A 19,847-nucleotide genomic window follows, 5' to 3' on the forward strand; every position below is an offset into this window, starting at 1 on the left:
ATCACGTCACCAGAAAGTGCCTCTGACCAGCGAGAATGAGGATTGCCGAGGTCCTTGTTCCCGCCCTGTCGGAGGCACTTTCCAGGTGAAGCGGCCTGTCGGGCCGTATCCCCATGCCCCTCTCCGGGATGACGGCCAGGCCGTGGTCTCGCACGCCGGTGGTCCTGCTGGTCGAAACGGTCCGCAAGGCCGGCCTTGACCAGGCCATATCCGCAGCAATCGCCCCCGGGTCGAAACCACGGGCCGTCCACGACCCGGGCAAGGTACTCGTGGATCTTGGAAGCGGCGCCCGGTCAGGGTCGTGATCCGCGACAGCGTCCAGGTCCGGTCCGGCCGGCCGTGCGCCGCAGTCCCTCCAGCAGTTCCTGCTCCAGTACCGCGAAGTGCGCCTCGTCAGAGCTTGGGCCTGGGCGCCGGCCCCTTCGATGTCAGGACATGTCCGCCGCCCTGTTCCCAGGCCTGGCGCCATCGCTGCACCGACCTCACGCCCAGACGTAAGCCCTTGGCGGTCATGGCGCGAGTGATCACTACACAGCGTTACCACCGATTGCGGGCCAGATCCAAATGTCTGATAGCGCCCCATGGCGCCCCGTACCTCGTGGTGCGGTGGCTGGGACGGGTGCGTTGACTGCGAGGAGGGAGATCGGCGCGGACAGGACGAGGAGCCGACCGCCCACCAATAGGCCGTGGGGCCCGTGCACCGGTGCGGCGGGGGAGTTGGCCTTGCCGTGTGCGTGGGAGAGTTGGTCAGATCATCCCGCGTCGGCCTGCGGTTCCTGATCGCTGGCCAGTTCGTTCAGATAGTTGTAGATCGTGTACCTGCTGACGTCGAGTCGCTGGGCGATCACGTCGACGGCTTCCCGGATCGCAAAGAATCCGCGCTGTTCGAGGTCGCGTACGACCGCCACTTTGTGCGCCTTCTTCATGAGGTGGGGCGGCACCCCGACGTCGCTGATGGCGGCCCTGATCAGGCCGTCCGCCAATTCGTCGACGGTGGAGGGGAAGGACTCGACCGGCGACGCGTCGCGCATCGCGGGCAAGGGCTCACCAAATGCCGTGAGCGACTGCAGGACCTCTTTGGCCCGCTCCAGATCGTTCACGTCCGAGTTGAGGCACAGGCAGGCGACAGGTTTTCCGCCCTGGCTGCGGAAGAACATGCTGGACGACTTGAGGACGAGTCCTTCCGCGGTCTCCGTGCGGTAGTTGACCATGTCCTGCGGGTCTTCGGTCCGGAACGTGCGCAAGCCGAGGTCGGTGGGAGGCCCTCCGATGCCCCGGCCGGTGACGGAGCCGGCGATAGCGGCGATCGTGTTGGGCATCCGGGTCAGGTCATGGAGGACGACCTCGGTGCGCGGGCCCAGGGCTGCCGCAAGCAGCGGCACGATCGGGCCGACGATCTCGACGACTCGGGAGGCATGAGCGCGCTGGCTCAAGGTGAACTTCAGCTCCCCGTCAGGTGTCGCACTGCCAGGAGCTGACCGCCGAGGTTGACGCGTGTTGGCTGCCATTCCACAGAGTGTGGCAGTCCGCCTGTGGGCCGGTCAACGCTGAGGGTCCCGGAAAAACTTGGCAGCCAGGGGCTTCCGTTGGCGAAATCTTCGTGCGACATTGCGCTGGCGACATCAACATCGCGTCGATGACATCAACTCGGCGTTGAGATTCGCGGAGACGTTCTGAGCCGCTCGAGATGAGGTGCCCCTGATGACCCTTTCATGCTTCGTGGGAGGTGATGTGCTGTGATCGCGGTCTTCGTGCTGAAGAGGATCGGAGCCGGTGTCGTCCTGCTGCTCGTGCTGAGCTTTCTGGTATTCAGCCTGCTCTCGCTGAGCCCGGGAACGCCGCTGCAGGCACTGCTGGGCACACGCACGGCTTCTCCCGAGCTCATTGATTCCCTGAACGTCCGCTACCACCTGAACGACCCGTTCGTTGTCCAGTACGGCCGCTGGCTCGGGGATGTCGTCAGACTGGATCTGGGTTCGTCGATCTCCGTGCAGGGCGGTACGGCGGTAGGGGACATTCTGGGCGAGCGGCTGGCCCTCACCGCCGAGCTGGCACTGTACGCGCTGCTGCTGGTGCTGACCGTCGGTCTGCCGCTGGGTATGGCTGCCGGCATCCGGCGCGGGCGGCGTCTGGACCGGGCGGTGTCGCTGGGAGCCACGATGGCCATCAGCGCGCCGGCGTTCGTGATGGCCATCGTGCTGCTCTACATCTTCGGTGTCGCATTGAAGTGGTTCCCCGTTTACGGCACCGGCACGGGCTTCACTGAGCGCGTAAGCCACCTGACCCTGCCCGCGGTCACGCTCGCTACCGTGCTCTCCGCCGTCCTGATCCGTCAGACGCGGGCCGCGATGATGAACGTGATGAGCCAGGACTACGTGGCGTTCGCTCGACTGCGTGGGCTCAGCCCGCGCCGGATCCTGGTGCGTTACGCGCTACGCAACGCGTCTCTACCCGTGATCACCAGTCTCGGCCTGATCCTCGTGTCACTGCTCTCGTCCACCCTGTTCATCGAGCAGGTGTTCTCGCTTCCGGGAATCGGGACCCTGCTGTTGCAGGCGGTGACGAACACCGATGTGCCGGTGGTGCAGGGGACCGTACTGATCCTGGGCGCTGCCGTGATCCTGATCAATCTGGCCGTCGATCTGCTCTCCCTCGTGGTCGACCCGCGCGTGCGCCTTGTGGCGAAGGAGGGTGCGTGATGTCCGAACTGACCGCGACGCCGCCCCAGAACGAGGCGGACCCGGCCGCGCCGGCCGGGAGCAGACGCCTGAGGCCGCCGGTGCTGGTGTGGATATCCGGTGCTGTCGCCGCAGCCATCCTGGTGCTTGTCACCGTCGGGGTGTGGATCGCTCCCTATGATCCGATGCACCAGGATCTGATGAACACCGCCGCGGGACCGGGCAACGGGCACCTGCTGGGCACCGACTCACTGGGCCGCGATGTGCTCGCCCTGCTGATGTCCGGAGCGCACAACGCGGTCATCGGGCCGCTCGTCATCGCACTCGGCGCCGTCCTGTTCGGGACGACGCTCGGCATGATGGCAGGCTGGTACGGCGGGCTGCTGGACACGCTGCTGTGCCGGTGGGCCGACCTGATGTACGCACTGCCCGGTCTGCTGGTCGTCGTGGTCGTGGTCGGCGTCATCGACGGCGGCTACTGGCTGGCCGTATGCGTCCTGCTGGTGCTGTCGTTGCCCACCGCGTTCCGTATGACCCGCAGCGTGGCGGCGGCCCAGGCGCGCCTTCCGTACGTCGAGGCGGCCCGCACCCTCGGGTTGCCCGCCGGCCGGATCATCTTCCGTCACATCCTTCCCAACATCATGCCCACGGTGCTGGCCACGTTCCTGCTGGACTTCGTCGGCGCCCTGATCGGCCTGTCCGGCCTGTCCTTCCTCGGGCTCGGAGCACCGGCCGGGACCCCGGACTGGGGCTCGCTGCTCCAGGACGGCCAGAGCATGCTCACCGTCAACCCGTGGGTGTCCCTTGCGCCCGGCCTGTTGCTCGTCCTCACCGCGACCAGCATCACCCTCCTTGGAGACTGGATGTACGACCGCTTCACCGAAGAGGGAGCACACCGGTGAGCCCCGCCGCAGCGACGGACGGCCCGCTGCTGTCGGTCCGTGACCTGGAGGTGCGCACCGCCGCCGGACGCACGCTGGTCCACAAAGCGAGCTTCGACCTGAAGGCCGGTGAGGTGCTCGGCATCGTCGGCGAGTCCGGAAGCGGCAAGACGCTGACCGCACGCGCCCTGGTCCAGGCCCTGCCCGAGGGCGTGGTCGCGGACGGGGACATCGACTTCGACGGCACCAAGATCCTCCAGAGCAGTGCTCGTGACCTGCGGCCGCTGCGCGGGTCCCGCTTCGCCATGGTTTTGCAGGACCCGTTCACCGCGCTCAACCCACTGCAGACTGTCCACGAGCACATCCGGGAATCGCTCGATCCGAAGTTCCGCGCGGGCCGCGTCACGGCCCGCGCGGAGGTCGAACGGCGTCTGGCGGAGGTCGGCCTCGCCAAGGAGGTCGCCGACCGCTACCCCTTCCAGCTCTCCGGAGGCATGCGGCAACGCGTGGTCATCGCGGCCGCGCTGGCTCGAGACCCCCAGCTGCTGATCGCGGACGAACCAACCACAGCACTGGACGCCAGCACGCAGGCCCAGGTTCTCGACCTGTTGCGCACGCTGCAGCGGGAGCGGGGCATGGCCCTGATCTTGATCACCCACGACCTGCGGGTGGCGTTCTCGGTCAGCGACAGCATCATGGTCATGTACTCCGGGACGGTACTGGAGCACGCTCCGGCGTCCTCCATGTCCGCCGCTCCTCGCCACCCCTACTCGCTGGGCCTGCTGCTCGCGGAGCCCTCCGTGACGCACTACCAGGACACCCTCAGCTTCATTCCCGGCCAGGTCCCGGCGGCGGACACCGTAACAAGCCGGTGCGCCTTTGCCGACCGGTGCCGGTGGAGCACGCCGTCGTGCACCGACAAGGCACCACCGCTGGCGGATATCACGCGAGTTGAAGATGCCGCGCGGCACACATCGGCCTGCGTTCGGATCGCGGAGATCGGCGCACAGATGGACGACGCCATGCGGTCCCACGCGGCGAGACCGGGAATCGCGCCCACCCCGACGACCGGCGCGCCGCTGCTGCAGGTCACCGACTTGGGCAAGACATACCGCAGCAACTCGCTGCTCGGGCGGCGCACGCAGACCACAGTGCTGAAGGGCGTGTCATTCACCCTCGCCCGAGGCGAGTCCCTGGGCCTGCTGGGGGAAACCGGTTCCGGTAAGACGACCACGGCCCGCTGCATCCTGGGCCTGACCGCGGCGACAGCCGGGTCGATCGAACTGGACGGCGTCGACATCACCGACTACCGACGCCTGAGGGGCGAGCAGCGGGCACAGGTCCGCGGCAAGGTCCAGGTCGTCTTCCAGGACCCCTACGCCTCCCTCAACCCCTCGCTGACCGTCGGCGCAGCACTGAGCGAGGCACTCTCTGCGGGTGCCGGCAACGAGCGCGCTCCCTCGTCCCTGGAAGAACTGCTGGGCCTGGTAGGCCTGAGCAGCAGCTACGCCGTCCGCAAGCCGAGCGCGCTGTCCGGCGGGGAACGTCAGCGGGTGGCCATCGCGCGTTCCTTGGCGGTCGGACCCGAGCTGCTGATCTGCGACGAACCGGTGGCCGCTCTCGACGTGTCGGTACAGGCACAGGTGTTGGAGCTGCTGCGGGACATCCGCTCCCGCTTCAAGACCAGCATGCTCTTCATCACCCACGACCTGTCGGTCGCACGCCAGATGACCGACCGAACGCTCGTCCTTCGAGGCGGTGAGGTCGTGGAAGCCGGCCCCACCGCGCAGCTGCTGGACGCCCCCGAGCACGCCTACACGCAGAGTCTGGTGGCCGCGGTCTCCGGACACGCGCCGGTCACAGCTCGCTCCGACCGCTGAGCGACGGGCCGCGGCGCCGGCGCTCGGTGAGCGACATCCCGCACAGGAACAGTGCACCCCCGCGCCTTCGAGAGGAACCCTCATGACAACTGACCGGGCTCGCCCGACTTTCAGCAGGAGAAGTGCCATCGCCACGGTTGCGCTGTTGGCGCTGTCCGCCACGGCATGTGCCGGTGCCGGAACCGACGGCGAGACGGGCAAGGCGAAGGTGACCGACACGGACATCGCGTCGTTCACCGTCGCAATGCCCTCGCAGATGCCGGGATTCGACCGCGCCCTCAGCGCCCAGCCCTACGTCACGGGATCCGTCATGTCCCTGGTGACGGAGCCGCTGGAGCGTGTCGGGGACGACGGGAACTACACCCCGGTCCTGGCCGAGAAGGTCACCCAACCGGACGCGGCGACCTTGGTGTACACCCTGCGCGAGGGAGTGAAGTTCTCCGACGGACAGGACCTGACCGCCGAGGACGTGGCCTGGAGCATCACGCACACGGCCGCGCCGCCCGCCCAGACCTCCGCGAGCGTGCGAGGCTTCAAGAGCGCCTCGGTCAGCGGCCCGCGGGAAGTGACCGTCAAGTTCTCCTACGGTGCGCCGGCCGCTCGGGAGACGATCGCCAACGCGACCCTGATCCAGGAGAAGGCGTTCGCCACCGCCCACAAGTCCGACCTTGGCACCACCAAGGCGATACCGGTGGGCACCGGCCCCTACCAGGTCCAGTCGCCTTCCGCTTCAGGTGTCGTCCTGGAGCGCCGGAAGTCCTACTGGGGCACCAAGCCCAAGGCGCGGACACTCAACTTCAAGACGATCCCCGACGACAACAGCGCGCAGCTTGCCATGAGATCCGGCGAGGTGAACATGCGTCGACTGACCAATGTGAAGACCGCTGGCCAATGGCGTGGGATCGACGGCACCACTGTGGTCTCAGCGCCCTCGGGATCCCTCAACTTCCTGGCCATGGATGTCACCAAGGCTCCGTTCGACGACATTCACGTGCGGCAGGCGATCTCGCACTCCGTCGACGTGCCAGGTGTGATCAAGGCGGCCTGGGGAGGGGAGGCCACCGCCCTGCGGGGGCTCCTGCCTCTGTCCAGCCTTTCCGACGTGGCCGGCGGCCGGAAGACCGCGCAGAGCTACCTCGACTCCCTGCCCGACCACACCTTCGACCTGGGGAAGGCCAAGGCCGAACTCGCCAAGTCCGCACACCCGGACGGGTTCAGCACCACCGTGCAGTACGTCAATGAGGTGCCCTCCACCAAAGTCCTCGCACTGTCCCTCCAAGAGAACCTGAAGCAGCTCAGGATCGACGTCAAGGTCAAGGCGACCACCTTGAACGCCTGGTCGGCGCAGTTCTACCAGCACAAGCTGACCGGTCTGACCCTCGGTTTCGGGTTCACTGCCGACACACATGATCCCTCCAACCCGCTCGGAGCCATGGTCGGCAAGGAGAACATCGGTCCGCAGAAGGCCAACCTGGCCAACTTCACCACCCCGCAGGTCGAGAAGGCGCTCCCGGTGCTGAGTGCGGCCGGTGCCGACGCCGCCCGGTGGAAAGCGACGACGACCATCCTGTCGCAGATCGCGGAGCAGGCAGCCTACGTCCCGCTGGCCTCCGAGGACGTGCTGGTGGCCTTCGGCAAGGGCTACGTATCCGTCACGGGCAAAGCCACCACCGCAGACATCGGCAACGGTGCCTGGCTGCTCAACATCCGAGCCACCCAGCAGTAACGGGAACAGGACGACCATGCCCTTCGCCACCTCACGCACTGCCCCATGGCCGGATGCCTTCCCGGGACGTGGCCGCGCCGCCTACCTGGACACCGCATCCATCGGACTGGTACCCACCCAGGCCGGTGCCGCCGCTGCGCGCTGCTACGAGGCCCTCGGCGCTGGCGTGAGGGGCATGGCCCGTACCCGTGCCGCTGTGGAACGCACCCGGACTCTGCTGGCAGAGGAGTTCGGGTGCACTGCGCAGGACATCGTTTTCGCCTCTTCCACCGGCGAGGCTGTCAATGCCGTTGCCCGTGCCATCTCGTGGCAGCAGGGCGATGAGGTCCTCACCCTGGACGACGAGTTCCCCACCGTCTCACAGCCCTGGAGCAAACTACCCGGCGTCCGACTCGTCACCGTCCCGGCGGGACCTGACGACGACCGCACCAGCGCCCTGATGAGGGCCATCGGCCCGCATACCAGGCTGGTCGCGGTCTCCCACGTCAGTTCCCACACCGGAACAGCCGTCGACCTGGCCGCGCTCGGAGCGGCGTGCACAGCGGCAGGTGCTCTGCTGCTGTGCGACGGAGCCCAGGCGGCTGGGGTCCTGCCCGTCGTCTCCGCCCAGGCGGACTTCTACGTGGCCACCGGCTACAAGTGGATGCTCGCAGGGTTCGGCATCGCCTTCCTGATCATCAAGGCGCCGGTGAGGGACACGCTGGAACCGACGCTGCTGGGCCATGCCAACATCTCCCCCTCGCGCAACCTGGCCGTCGGCACCCCGAATCTGGCCGGCATACACGCACTCGGCGCCGCAGCAGAGCTGCGCCGCACGGTAGGACACCAGGCCATCACCGAACGGGCGACCGCCCTGGCGGCACGCATCCGCGACGAGGCCCAGGCCCTCGGGTTCCGGCCGGTCGGCCACCCCGGTCACGTCAGCCAGATCGTCAGCTTGGTCCCCCTGGGGCTGCCGGCCGAGTCCTGGGTCACCCGCCTGGAAGGCACGGACGTGATCGTCGCGGAACGCGGCGGCAATCTGCGCATCTCTCCGCACTTCTACACCCCGGACAGCGACGTGGATGCGCTGCTTCTCGCTCTGTCCCACCCGCATGCCTGACACCCCCACGAAAGGAACGCCATGACCAAGAGAGTCATCCAGAACGGCTCATCGATCGGCCCCTACTCGCAGGCCGTCGTCGTCGGCGATACCTGCTACGTCGCCGGGACGGGAGGATTCCTCCCCGGCACGAGCCAGCTCGTGGAGGGCGGCACGGAAGCCGAGATCCACCAGACAATGAAGAACCTCCAGGGGGTGATCGACGAGGCCGGATACCAGATGTCCGACATCGTCACCGTCACCGCCTTCCTCCGCGACATCGACGACTGGCCACTGTTCAACACCATCTACTCCGACTACTTCTCTCCCGAGGCCGCGCCTGCCCGAGCCGTGGTCGGCGTCGCCGACCTGCCTGCGGGCGCGAATGTCGAGATCACCTGCGTCGCTCACCGGCAGGATGCCGTCCGTTGAACGCCGCACCCGGCTCCGACCACTACGCCTACTTCTCCGCAGGCGTGCGGTGCGGAGACCTCACCGTCACCGCCGCCACGGCCGACCGGCTCATAGTCGACTTCGCCGTGTCCAACAACGGACGCGGCGCCCGCCTTCACGAGGAGATCAACCTCGACGACCGTGCACTGCCCATCGCATGGAGCGTGGAGGGAACCTCACTGATGGGGGCGGCCGTGCACGAGCGGCTCAGCGCCGAAGGAACCACCCAGACCTGGTCGAGCCAGGCCGAAGAGGGCAGCCACACCGGTAATCGGCGCCTCTACCTGGCCGCCGACACCAGCCCCTACGCACATTGGATCACCCTTCAGGCTGCACTGACCGCCGGCGGCAGTGTCGATGCCTTGCCCTCCGGGCAGATCACGGTCGAGCTGCTGGACCAGACGACCCTGGACGGCGATCGCAACCCCGTGGACATCTATGTTCTGCGCGGAGTCGGCCTCACGCCCGACTACGTCCTGGCCGACCACGAGGGACGCTTCGTCGCGTGGCTCGGCAGCGGACAGACGCTTCTGAGAGAGGACCACAGCGACCGGCAGCGCGAACTGGACGCCCTCGAAACGCACCTGACCGACCTGCACCTCGAACAAGTCCAGAGCCGGATTCTGCACCGCTACTCCGCGCCGGTCCGCATCCGCAACGTCCGCGTCTTCGACCCCCGCACCCTGACCCTCACCGCATCGCAGTCGGTGACCTTCCACCGCGGCCGCATCACCACGGTCGAGGCGGACGCCACCGCCCACGCTGTCGCCGGGGAGGTCGTCATCGACGGCGGCGGCGGAACCGTGCTCGCCGGCCTGCACGACATGCACGCCCACGTCCGCCCCATCGACGGCCTGTTCTACCTTGCCGCAGGCGTCACCACGGTGCGCGACATGGGCAACGCCAACGACACCCTGATGCGCCTGCTCGAGCGCTGGGACGACAGCGTCACCGCGGGCCCCGCCGTGGTCCCCTCCGGCTTCATCGAAGGGCGCAGCGAGCACTCCGCGCTCCTGGGCATCATTCCCGAAACCCTGCCCCAGGCCCTGGATGCGGTGCGCTGGTACGCCGCCCGCGACTACCACCAGATCAAGATCTACAACTCGATGAACCCCGAGTGGGTGCCGGCGATGGCCGAGGAGGCACACCGCCTGGGCCTCCGCGTTGTCGGCCACATCCCGGCGTTCACCACGCCGGACCGCATGATCGAAGCCGGCTACGACGAAGTCACCCATGTCAACCAGCTGATGCTCGGCTGGATTCTCGACGACGGCGAGGACACCCGCACCCCGCTGCGTCTGACGGCCCTGGCCAGGGCCCGGGACCTGGACCTCGGTTCCGAGGCGGTGCAGCAGACCGTCAAGCGCATGCGGGACGGCGGCATTGGCCTGGACACCACCGCGGTCATCGTCGAACGCCTCATGCTCAGCAGGGCCCGCACGGTACTGCCCGCCGATGCACCGTTCCTGTCCCACATGCCGGCCGGATACCAGCGCCGGCGCAAGCGCACCTATGTCCCCAGCCGCACGGAAGAAGACCTGCTCAGGTACGACGAGTCGTTCCCCAAGGTCCTGGAGGTCATCAAGCTCCTCCACGACAACGGCATCCCGCTGTGGCCCGGAACCGACGACTCCACCGGCTTCACCGTCCACCGCGAACTGGAACTCTACGCAGAGGCGGGCCTCTCCCCGGCGGAGGTCCTGCGCATCGCCACCCTTGACTGCGCAGCCCACCTGGGTCTCGGGCACAACCACGGTGCCATCGAGCGCGGCAAGACCGCGTCTCTCCTGCTGATCGACGGCGACCCCCTCACCGACATCTCCGCGATCCGCAACATCCGCATGGTGGTGAAGGCCGGAGACATCTACTTCCCCGAAGAGATCTACACCGAGCTGGGAATCACCCCGTTCAGCACGGCACCGGCGATCGATCAGGAGCCCACGCGATGACTTTTGCCTCTGCTCACAGCACCACGGACCTCCCGGACGGCCTCGGGGACCGGCTGGCCGGCCTGCGGCACCGTCTCGCCGACCTCTACCGCGACCTGCACGAGCACCCCGAGCTGTCTCTCCAGGAGCACCGCACAGCGCGTCAGGTCGCCGAGTTCCTGCGCCCGTTGGGCTTTGAGGTCACCGAGAACGTGGGCGGCACCGGCGTGGTCGGCCTGCTCCGCAACGGCGACGGCCCCGTGGTCATGGTGCGCTCCGATCTCGACGCCCTCCCGGTGCGCGAGGACACCGGCCTTACGTACGCCAGCACCGTCCGCGCAACGGGCGCTGATGGGCAGGAGGTGCCCGTGATGCATGCCTGCGGTCACGATATGCACATAACCTGCCTGCTCGGAGCTGCCACCTTGCTCGCTGAATCGGCCGGCACCTGGTCGGGAACGCTGCTGGCGGTCTTCCAGCCGGCGGAGGAACTCGCACGCGGTGCTCAGGACATGGTCGACGACGGCCTCTTCGAACGCTTCCCGGTTCCTGACGTCGTCCTCGGCCAGCACGTCGCACCGCTGCCCGCCGGAACCATCGCCTACGGGTCGGGACCCATCATGGCGGCCACCGACACCGCCAACGTCGTCCTGCACGGCCGGGGCGGACACGGCTCACGCCCGGAAAGCACCATCGACCCGGTCCTGATGGCCGCACACGTGATCACCCGGCTGCAAGGAATCATCCCCCGCGAGATAGCGGCATCCGAAGCCGCCGTCCTCACCGTCGGACGGCTCCAGGCGGGAACCAAGGACAACATCATTCCCGACCGGGCCGAACTCGGCATCAACGTCCGCAGCTACACCGAGCAGACCCGCAGATTGATCCGCAGCGCCATCGAACGCGTCCTGCACGCAGAGGCCGAAGCGAGCGCAGCACCAGAACCCCCCGAGATCGAGTGGAGCAGCGCCGCGCCGCCGACCGTCAACGACCCCGAGGCCACCGCTCGGACCATCACCGCCCTCACCGCCCAGTTCGGCTCGCACCACGTGGTCGTGCAGCCGCCCGTCACTGCGAGCGAGGACGTCGGCGTGTTCGGACGGGAGTGCGGCGCCCCAACGGTCTTCTGGTTCCTGGGCGGCCTGGATCCCGACGAGTTCACAGCGGCCATGGCGCAGGGCCGGCCGGAATTGCTGCCGACCAACCATTCCCCCTACTTCGCGCCGGTCATCGAGCCGACCCTGACGACAGGGGTTCAAGCCCTGGTCGCGGCCGCCTTCGCCTGGCTGACACCGCAGAACCAGGCCGCCCGGCCCTGAACCCGAGGTCAGCGGTCCCTCCGGCCCGGCCGCTCACCGCCTGATTCCCGTCTTGCACCGAAAGGCACCCATTCCATGGCTTCACCCCGTATCGAGATCACCCTCACACCGGAAGTGGCGGACGGCGCGGCCACCGGCATCCGTGTCGGCTTCGAACTGCGAGGCCTGGTCCTGACCGAAGAAGACACCCTCTGCCGTCTTCCGCAGATTCTCGTCGGCGTCGCCGGAGCAGCGGTCACCGACGACGGCGTCACCGCCACCGACGACGCGGGAACCATACCCCTGGGCCATGCAGTCGACGACCCCACACCCACCTGGACCTTCCGTCGCTGGAAGCCCCGGAGGACCACCCAGGGCACGGTCCGCGTGGAATACTTCGCACCCGTGCGCGTGGTCACCGCGGCCACCACCAACGGCCCCCTGTACGACCTGCGCGCCGAGGGGCCAGGCGTCAGCGCCGCCGGGGTGTCCTTCCTCGCCCTGCCGGACCGCGAAGAGGAGCTCACCGCCCAGGTCGCCTGGGACCTCTCCCATCTGCCCACGGGCGCCCGCGGCATCAGCAGCCACGGCGAAGGCACCGTCCACCGCACGGCCACCGCAGAACAGCTGACCTGCACCTTCTTCATGGCAGGACCTGTGAGCTCCTACCCACAGGTCCCCGCAGACACCTTCGGCATGTACTGGCTGTCAGAAACCAAGTTCGACGCCAACGAGGTGGGACGCCACGTGGAACTGCTGTACCAGCAGATGTGCGCGTTCTTCCGGGACCCGGATCCGGGCTACCGGGTATTCGTGCGCAAGCACCCCTTCGTCGGCAACGGCGGCAGCGCGCTGCCCGGCTCCCGCGGGTTCATGTTCGGCTGGAGCGACGAGAAAACCCAGACGACGGCCGCACTGAAGCGACTGCTCGAGCACGAGACGGTCCACAATTGGACGTTGCTGGACGGCGATCCCGCCGAAGTCAGCTGGTACAACGAAGGCACCGCGGAGTACTACTCCCTGCTCCTCACCCTGCGGACCGGCGTCATCGACGAGGACACCTTCGTGTCCCTGCTCAATGAGAGGGCCCACGGCTACTACGGGAATCCGGTGCAGACCCTCAGCAGCGCGGAGGCTGCCCGGATCTACTGGACGGACTGGCGGGCTCAGCGTGTGCCCTACGGCCGCGGCCAGTTCTACCTGCTCGACGTCGACCACAAGATCCGACAAGCCAGTGAGGGCCGGCGAAGCCTGGACGACATCATCTGGGAACTTCTTGACCGCAAGCGGGCAGGACAGGAAACAGGCGTCGACGCCTGGATTGAGCTGATCACCGCCGAACTCGGCCAGGACGGCCGCAAGGAGTACGAGGCGATGATGGCCGGCCAGTGGGTGCTGCCCTCCGCCGACTGTCTGAGCCCGCGCTTCACGGGCCGCGAGGAGCAGATCCGCCAGTTGGACGTCGGCTTCAACTACAGCAGCTTCAGGACACAGACCGTCAGCGGCGTGGTGCAGGGAGGCAACGCGGACCGGGTCGGCATTCGTGACGGCGACCAGATCGTGCAGGCGCCGGCCCCCCACAGTCTGCCCTCGAAACCCGCCAAGGAGATCACCCTCACCCTCGCGCGGGACGGCCGGCAGTTCGAGGTCACCTACGAGCCCTTCGGCGACCTCGTGCCGGGCATGCTGTGGGAGAAGACTGGCTGACCCACTGCCCCGAGGTCGTCCGAGGCAGCGCGCCACTGGTGACGCGCTGCCTGCGCGATGAGGGGCCAAGCGGCATCTCATCACATGGGGAGATCGCCGTGTTCGGATCGACGGCACGATGCAGGTCATCGTCATGGAACCCGCCGACCTCGACGACCCAGCCTTCAGCGCCTTCAGCCACGTCGTCGAGCACTGGCGCTACGGCAACGACCCAGGTGTCGGTCCCCTTGCCCCCGGACGGCACTCCTGGCGGGAGGAGAGCCCGAGGCTGGGCATCTGGACATGACGAGGCCGTCACTCACTTCGCCCAAAGTGCAGGGCAGCGCGGGCCGGTGGCGTGATCACTGTTCTTCGGCCTTGGGCGAGGTGAGCGTGGTACCGGCGGATGCGCCGCTGCGGTTGGAGAGCGTCGGGGACGGCGTAGTTTGCGGGCTTCGCAGCGTCGCACATCGTCGGTGAGCGCGCATCCGATGGGGATGATCGCTGTGTGGCTGCCGCGACCGGGGACTTTGGCTTCACTCGAGGGCGGCGCGGCCTTGGGAAAGGGCGACTCGATCCCCCCGATCACTCCGCGGAGGGGAAGTCTCTGCGTGAAGCGGCTTCGTCAGCTTGGAGGGCTCGCGCCGCTAGTCCAAGAAATCGTGCAGTAGTCCGTCTCGGTCGCGATCAGGGAGGACCAGACTGATTGTCGGCGTGCTCTACGCTCACGGTCGTGCGTGCCGAGCGTCGAACTGACCGTGGTACATCGCTGCTGTTCTCGGCTGTGCCGCCTGCTGCAGCTGATGAACCCAACAGTTGCCTCCTTCCGGCCAGGTCCAGGATGCTGCCGTTCCTGGGCGCGGACCAGGCCTTTGCGGGACAGCACCCGGTGGACCGTGGCCCGCGACGGCGCCGACTCCAGCCCGCGGCGATCGGAGACCCGCCGAGCACTTCGCGGACAGCCCGGTAGCGGTACTCGGCCAACTGCTGTACATCCACGACTCCGACGGAAGCACCCCCTGCCGCACCGGCAGTTGGGGGATAGCGGACAGTCAGCCGAACGTGTCAACCATGTCCGGAGCACAAACGGTTAAGCATCTCCTGAGACCTCACACCGACAGCCTCCTTCCTCAAGTACGAGCCGCTCTCGGCTCGTCAGCCGAACGCGTCGGTTTCGCTCAGGACGACTGGTCTTCGCCTGCCCGCAGCAGCGCTGCCATGCCCACCCATGACTGACGAAGCCGGTGCCAAGCGCGGAAGCCCGGCTCGGATCCCGGGTCGATCGCAACGTCGGATCTCAGGGGAGGTGGCGATCTCAAGTACCGCAACCGAAGCTGATCGGACAGGGCCGTCGGGCCGCACTCCCGGTGACGGGGATGCGGCCCTTCCCGTCCCTACAGCCAGCCCTGCTGTGCCGCCCGCACCCCCAGCTGGAACCGGCTCGCCGCCCCCAGCCGGTCCTGCAACTCGCTCACCCGCCGCCGCAGGGTCCTCAGGCTCACCCCCAGATGACGGGCCACCGCCTCGTCCTTCATCCCGGCCGCCAGCAACCGCGTCAACGTCCGCTCCCCCTCCGAGAGCTCGCCGTCGGCGGCCGGCCGGCCGAGCGGCGTCGCCTGCTGCCACGCCAGGTCGAAGAGCTTCTGCAACGCCTCGGTCACCGCCGAGTGCCGGACGACCGCCGCGCAGTAGCCTCCCGTCCCGGACGCGGTCAGCGGCAGCATCGCCCGACGTCCGTCGACCAGCAGCAACTTGACCGGCACCGAGGGCAACACCCGTGCCTGCTCGCCGAGTTCGACCATCTTCCAGGCATGGAACAGGACGTCCGGGTCCTCCAGCGCGGATGCCGAGTAGATCGAGCGGTACACGATCCCACGGCTGAGCAGATCGGACTGGAGGTCCAACTGCGGGGTGCGCGGTGCCAGATACGGGGGAGTGTCGAAGAGACACACCTCGTGCTCGGCCCGGGCGTACAGCTCTTCCAGACGTGCGGCGTTGGCGCCCTCCCCGGAGACCACCTCGACCAGCCGGGACGGCTCCTCGCGCAACATCCCCGCCTCGTAGGCGGTCGCCATCTCCTCGGCGGTGGCGGCGAGCAGCTCGGACTCCGTCTCACGCCGCCGGATCAGCGCGCGGATCGCCACCCGGGGGTCGACCGCGCGTAACCCACCCATGGAGTCCGGCGGCTGCAGCAGGCCGAGCGAGAGCAGCCGGTTGCAGGACTTGCGGACCCGGGCCGGGGTGGCGCCGGTCAGCAGCGCCCAGCCTGCCGTGCCCGCGTCGGGTTGATGGAGGATCGACTGGTAGACCAGCTCGTCGAAGGCGGAGACCCCCACCGCGGCCCAAGGGCTCGCGGCAGGGGTCTGACGTGCCGGGTCGTATGCCGTGTTCACCATGTCCCGGCACGCTAGAGGATCTTTGTTAAGGCTGTGGACCGCGTGGACGGCGGAGTTCCGCGGCGCCGCCTACTTCAGGCCGAACGCCCGCAGCACGGTCTGCTCGATCCCGTTGCCGTCACGGTCGGCGGCCCGCACGCGCAGGGACACCGACTCGGCGCCCTTGACGGGCTTGAACCGCGCCGTGCCGTTCTTGACCTTCACCTCCTTCCAGGACGTGCCGTCGTCGTAGGAGACCCAGGCCTTCGGACCGCTCGCCCTCACGCTCCCCAGCTGGTCCGTGACCGGCAGCCCGATCTCCAGCTCCCGGCCGCTCCTGGCCCGGTTGAGCAGGTCGAGGCCCTTCGGGACGATGCCGACGGTGAGCAGCGGCAGCGGCGTCCCGGTGTCGGTGTGCGCCGAGGCGAAGGTCCATTCGGTGTGGGTGCTCGTGGAGTACTTCGCCCAGGCCGCCCGGCGCTGCACGTCCAGAGCGAAGCGGTACGAGGCGTTGTCCGCGGGCACGTCGAAGACGCCGTACCCGCCGAACGCCGAGTCGCCGACCGGTCGCCCGTCCGCGTACAGCTTGCCCTGCGCGGTGGTGTCGGTGCCGTCGATGTATCCGTAGTGGCCCGGCGTGGAGTCGGTCAGCTCCGCGACCGAGAGGGTGAGTGTGTCGCCGGTGCGCTCGGAGAGACCGTACTCCTCGCTGGTTCCGGGGCGGACGACCTGGCGCAGCCAGCTCTCGGTGGGGTCCGTGCCCGGCTCGGTGAAGGTCCGCAGCGGACTCCACTGGCCCCTGAACGTGTTCCAGTTCGGATAGACGACGTGCCAGGTACGGGTGTCGGGGTCGACGTAGTAGTACTCGTCGCGTTCCGTGCCCAGCTGCGTGTACACGCTGCTCTCGACGCCGTAGAGCTGCCAGGGGCGGAAGGTGTACAGGGTGTCCGCGCCCATCTCACCGGCCGTGGCTCCGTAGTAACGGGCCTTTCGCTTCACGGTGTTGGACCTGTCCAGGAGGTAGGTCTGGTGCGCGGTGATGGCGCCGCTCTGCGCCGCGAGCAGGTTGTAGACGTACGGACTGGTCGGCGTGCCCTTCAGCTTCAGCGTGACCTTCTTGCCGGTCTTCAGCAGGTCGGCGAGCTTGGCGCCCTCCTCGCCGGTGGCGATCATCAGCGGGACCGTGGTCGCGCGGTCCACGGCCTCGATCCAGAAACCGGCCTTCTTGCGGTACGCGATGAGGTAACCCGCGCCCGCCTTGGTCGCGTTGTCCAGAGCGCTCTGGGCCCGCTCCGTGGCGCCGAGCGCGACGACCGCCACCTTGCCCTTGACGTCGAGCCCCGCGAAGTCGGCCTCGGTGCCGCCGCCCGCGTCCACCGCCTGGACCCTGTGGTCACCGCTGATCTTCAACGGGAAGTCGTTGTACGTCTGGGAGTAGTAGAGCGACGACAGCGAGGTCTTCTCCGGGCTGGTGACGCTCGCCGTCAACTCCGGTGCGTACAGCCTGAACTTGGCGGAGAACTCCAGGGTGCCCTCGGTGACCGGCGGGGTCGGCGCCACATAGAGGTGGTCGGTCCAGAAGCCCTGGCTGTAGGTGAGTCCCCAGGCGTTGCCCGGCCCCTCGCGGTGCCAGTTGGAGCTGAATCCCCTGAACTCGGACTCCTGCTTCGTCCTGGGCTTGATCTCCACCGCCCGGCGGGCGTCGAGGACGACCTCGGTGTCCCCCTTCACCTTGATCTCGGGGTTGCCGACGACCGAGGTGCCGACCGCCAGCCCGCCCGCGTCCCGGTCCGGGATCCACGACGAGATGGAGTAGGTGCCGGCCGGAACCTGCCAGGTCCAGCCGGAGCCGATGAAGCCGTACTCGTCGGGGACGGCGCCGTTCAGCTCCATGAGCGTGTAGATCGACGCCGCGGTGGACGGCTTGCCGTCGCGGCCCAGGAGCGAGACCTTCAGGTCGTACGTCTTCGGCGCCTTCTCGAAGCCGAGGCCCGTGGTGACCCGGACGCCGTCGGCGGTCGCCGTGACGTGGCCCGTGTACCGGCCCTGCTCCTCCTGCGCGGGGTCGACGCCGACCGGGACCGTGGCGGTGCCCCGCGCGGGCACGGTCAGCGAGTCGTCGCCCAGCGTGATGTCGGGGAGCGACGACGAGATCTTCAACTCCACCGGTTCGTCCGTGGTGTTGGTGTACGTGATGTCCTTGGTGGCGACCGCGGTGTCACCGTCCTCGAACCTGCCGAAGCTCAGTGTCGCGGTCGCGAAGACGTTCTGCTCGACGGCCCGCACGGCGTCGACCCGCCCGTCGCCCTGCTCGAACACGGAGTTCTCGGCATTCGTCTTCGCCGTACTGGCCAGGGCCTCCTTGATCTGCTGCCCGGTCCAGTCCGGATGCGCCTGCGCCACCAGCGCCGCCGCACCCGCGACATGCGGGGTGGCCATCGAGGTACCGCTCGCCGTCGTGTAGTCGTCGTCGAGGGGCGTTCCCATGGCGGTGCCGGCGGCACGGGCCGCGGTGATGTTCACGCCCGGTGCGGTGATCTCCGGCTTGACCGCGCTGTCACCGGGGCGCGGGCCGCGGCTGGAGAACGAGGCCAGCTGGTCGGACTTGTCGACGGCGCCCACCGTCAGCGCCGAGTCGGCGATGCCCGGGGTGCCCACGGTCTGCTCGCCCGGACCCGCGTTGCCCGACGCGATCACGAAGAGGGTGCCGGTGGACGCGGACAGCTCGTCGACGGTCTCACTGAGCACGTCGGAGGGGCCGTACGCCGTACCGCCGAGGGACATGGAGACGATCTTCGCACCGGAGTGCGCGGCCCACTCCATGCCCGCGATGATCCAGGAGGACTGGCCGTCGCCCGCGTTGTTCAGCACCTTGCCGACCAGCAGCTCCGCGCCCGGCGCGACACCCTTGAACCTGCCGTCCGAGGCCGCGCCCGAGCCGACGATCGTGGACGCCACATGGGTGCCGTGGCCGAAGCCGTCCTGCACGGTCTCGTCCGGTACGAAGCTCTGCGATTCGGCGATCTTCCCGGCCAGGTCCGGGTGCCCGGTGTCCACGCCGGTGTCCAGGACCGCGACCTTCACGCCCGTGCCGTCGTACCCCGCCCGCCACACCTCGGGTGCGCCGATCTGCGGCACACTCACGTCGAGGGACGCCTTCACCTTGGCGTCCAGCCAGATCTTGTCGATCCCGTCGCCGAGTTGCCTCGCGGCCTTCGCGGTGGGCTCGGTGCCGAGCTCCGGGGCGATGTCCGCCCAGAACGCGGTGGACTTCCTCGCGCTCAGCGCCGCGCCGTCGATGCCGGGCAGCGCCAGCGTCCGGCGCGCACCCTCGGGGGTCTCGCCGCCCTTGCTGTACGTCGCGATGACCGGGGTGGTGCCGGTCCTCGCGTCGGTGTACCCCTGCGCGACCAGCCGGGTGACATTGAACAGGGCCGGGTCGAGGCGGCCCGCCCGGATCAGCGGGATGGCGTCGGCGGGCAGGACGCTGATCTCGCCGTCCTTCTCGCTGGACAGGAAGGTGGCGGCCTCGCGGCCCTTGCCGTGCCGGACGTCGACGGCGTACCTGCCGTCCGGTCCGGTGGTGAGCGACACGGTGTCGCCGGTGATGAGGGTGACGGTCTGCGGTGCGGCGGTGCCCGGCCCCGTGAGGGTGGTGGTGACCGAGGAACCGGACGTGGGTGTGACCGAGGATCCGGAGGCGGTTGTGGTGACCGGGGATCCGGGAGCGGATGTCGCGGGCGTGATCGCCCCCGCGAGCAGTCCGGCCGCTCCTGCCACAGCCCACAGGGCGTGGAGTCTTCGCATGGGTGGACGTCCTCCCCTGAACGCGGAAACGCTTCCGCCCGGTGAGCGGAAGCC

Annotated in this window: 13 protein-coding genes and 2 pseudogenes; 11 read left to right on the forward strand and 4 right to left on the reverse strand. The window is 68.4% G+C overall.

Features of this window, described 5'->3' with window-relative positions; all coding sequences use genetic code 11:
• Nucleotides 1–85: 85 nt before the first annotated feature.
• Nucleotides 86–299, forward strand: a pseudogene (locus AQJ64_RS50425) (IS1380 family transposase); the annotation flags it as partial.
• Here AQJ64_RS50425 and AQJ64_RS52180 read toward each other — a convergent pair.
• Both AQJ64_RS52180 and AQJ64_RS00970 read right to left on the reverse strand, forming a co-directional pair.
• A pseudogene (locus tag AQJ64_RS52180) lies at nt 283–516 on the reverse strand (IS630 family transposase); the annotation flags it as partial. The pseudogenes AQJ64_RS50425 and AQJ64_RS52180 overlap by 17 nt on opposite strands.
• 236 nt (nt 517–752) lie before the next feature.
• Entirely contained in the window at nt 753–1,508 is a 756-nt protein-coding gene (locus AQJ64_RS00970; RefSeq protein WP_079061399.1) for a helix-turn-helix transcriptional regulator, read from the reverse strand.
• Nucleotides 1,509–1,736: 228 nt separating this feature from the next.
• On the opposite strand from AQJ64_RS00970, the gene AQJ64_RS00975 reads away from it, so the two are divergent.
• The 10 genes from AQJ64_RS00975 to AQJ64_RS48850 all read left to right on the forward strand — a co-directional run bounded on the left by AQJ64_RS00975 (nt 1,737) and on the right by AQJ64_RS48850 (nt 13,918).
• Nucleotides 1,737–2,699 carry an ABC transporter permease gene (locus AQJ64_RS00975; RefSeq protein WP_206189666.1) on the forward strand — a complete coding sequence of 321 codons (963 nt, stop codon included), beginning with the start codon at nt 1,737–1,739 and terminating at the stop codon, nt 2,697–2,699.
• A complete protein-coding gene (locus AQJ64_RS00980) occupies nt 2,699–3,580 on the forward strand; it encodes an ABC transporter permease (RefSeq protein ID WP_063788692.1) in 882 nt (293 codons plus the stop codon). Before AQJ64_RS00975 ends, AQJ64_RS00980 begins: the two co-directional genes overlap by 1 nt.
• Nucleotides 3,577–5,439 (forward strand): dipeptide ABC transporter ATP-binding protein, encoded by a 1,863-nt coding sequence (locus tag AQJ64_RS00985; protein ID WP_099053916.1) that lies wholly within the window; start codon nt 3,577–3,579, stop codon nt 5,437–5,439. Before AQJ64_RS00980 ends, AQJ64_RS00985 begins: the two co-directional genes overlap by 4 nt.
• 145 nt (nt 5,440–5,584) lie before the next feature.
• Complete coding sequence (locus AQJ64_RS00990; protein WP_055633102.1) at nt 5,585–7,165, forward strand: ABC transporter substrate-binding protein; 1,581 nt, start codon at nt 5,585–5,587, stop codon at nt 7,163–7,165.
• A 16-nt stretch (nt 7,166–7,181) separates the two neighbouring features.
• The gene (locus AQJ64_RS00995) at nt 7,182–8,267 is read left to right on the forward strand and encodes an aminotransferase class V-fold PLP-dependent enzyme (RefSeq protein ID WP_055633103.1); all 1,086 of its coding nucleotides are present in this window, start codon (nt 7,182–7,184) and stop codon (nt 8,265–8,267) included.
• 21 nt (nt 8,268–8,288) lie between these two features.
• The gene (locus AQJ64_RS01000; protein WP_055633104.1) at nt 8,289–8,678 is read left to right on the forward strand and encodes a RidA family protein; all 390 of its coding nucleotides are present in this window, start codon (nt 8,289–8,291) and stop codon (nt 8,676–8,678) included.
• A complete protein-coding gene (locus tag AQJ64_RS01005; protein WP_055633105.1) occupies nt 8,675–10,648 on the forward strand; it encodes an amidohydrolase family protein in 1,974 nt (657 codons plus the stop codon). Before AQJ64_RS01000 ends, AQJ64_RS01005 begins: the two co-directional genes overlap by 4 nt.
• A complete protein-coding gene (locus AQJ64_RS01010) occupies nt 10,645–11,946 on the forward strand; it encodes an amidohydrolase (protein ID WP_099053917.1) in 1,302 nt (433 codons plus the stop codon). Before AQJ64_RS01005 ends, AQJ64_RS01010 begins: the two co-directional genes overlap by 4 nt.
• A gap of 75 nt (nt 11,947–12,021) precedes the next feature.
• The gene (locus AQJ64_RS01015) at nt 12,022–13,632 is read left to right on the forward strand and encodes a M61 family metallopeptidase (RefSeq protein ID WP_055633106.1); all 1,611 of its coding nucleotides are present in this window, start codon (nt 12,022–12,024) and stop codon (nt 13,630–13,632) included.
• Between the two features lie 118 nt (nt 13,633–13,750).
• Nucleotides 13,751–13,918 carry a hypothetical protein gene (locus AQJ64_RS48850; protein ID WP_157880888.1) on the forward strand — a complete coding sequence of 56 codons (168 nt, stop codon included), beginning with the start codon at nt 13,751–13,753 and terminating at the stop codon, nt 13,916–13,918.
• A gap of 1,087 nt (nt 13,919–15,005) precedes the next feature.
• Here AQJ64_RS48850 and AQJ64_RS01020 read toward each other — a convergent pair.
• Entirely contained in the window at nt 15,006–16,007 is a 1,002-nt protein-coding gene (locus tag AQJ64_RS01020) for a helix-turn-helix transcriptional regulator (protein ID WP_055633107.1), read from the reverse strand.
• A gap of 69 nt (nt 16,008–16,076) precedes the next feature.
• On the reverse strand, nt 16,077–19,793 hold the full coding sequence (locus tag AQJ64_RS01025; RefSeq protein ID WP_055633108.1) for a S8 family serine peptidase: 3,717 nt from the start codon (nt 19,791–19,793) through the stop codon (nt 16,077–16,079).
• Nucleotides 19,794–19,847 lie beyond the last annotated feature (54 nt).

It is taken from the genome of Streptomyces griseoruber (assembly GCF_001514205.1).
In the GTDB taxonomy this organism is placed as follows: domain Bacteria; phylum Actinomycetota; class Actinomycetes; order Streptomycetales; family Streptomycetaceae; genus Streptomyces; species Streptomyces griseoruber.

Excerpts from the sequence above, each read along its gene's own strand:
- AQJ64_RS00970 (WP_079061399.1), bottom strand. The coding sequence starts at position 1,508 with ATGGCAGCCAACACGCGTCAACCTCGGCGGTCAGCTCCTGGCAGTGCG.
- AQJ64_RS00980 (WP_063788692.1), top strand. The coding sequence starts at position 2,699 with ATGTCCGAACTGACCGCGACGCCGCCCCAGAACGAGGCGGACCCGGCC.
- AQJ64_RS00995 (WP_055633103.1), top strand. The coding sequence starts at position 7,182 with ATGCCCTTCGCCACCTCACGCACTGCCCCATGGCCGGATGCCTTCCCG.
- AQJ64_RS01000 (WP_055633104.1), top strand. The coding sequence starts at position 8,289 with ATGACCAAGAGAGTCATCCAGAACGGCTCATCGATCGGCCCCTACTCG.
- AQJ64_RS01010 (WP_099053917.1), top strand. The coding sequence starts at position 10,645 with ATGACTTTTGCCTCTGCTCACAGCACCACGGACCTCCCGGACGGCCTC.
- AQJ64_RS01015 (WP_055633106.1), top strand. The coding sequence starts at position 12,022 with ATGGCTTCACCCCGTATCGAGATCACCCTCACACCGGAAGTGGCGGAC.
- AQJ64_RS48850 (WP_157880888.1), top strand. The coding sequence starts at position 13,751 with ATGCAGGTCATCGTCATGGAACCCGCCGACCTCGACGACCCAGCCTTC.
- AQJ64_RS01020 (WP_055633107.1), bottom strand. The coding sequence starts at position 16,007 with ATGGTGAACACGGCATACGACCCGGCACGTCAGACCCCTGCCGCGAGC.
- AQJ64_RS01025 (WP_055633108.1), bottom strand. The coding sequence starts at position 19,793 with ATGCGAAGACTCCACGCCCTGTGGGCTGTGGCAGGAGCGGCCGGACTG.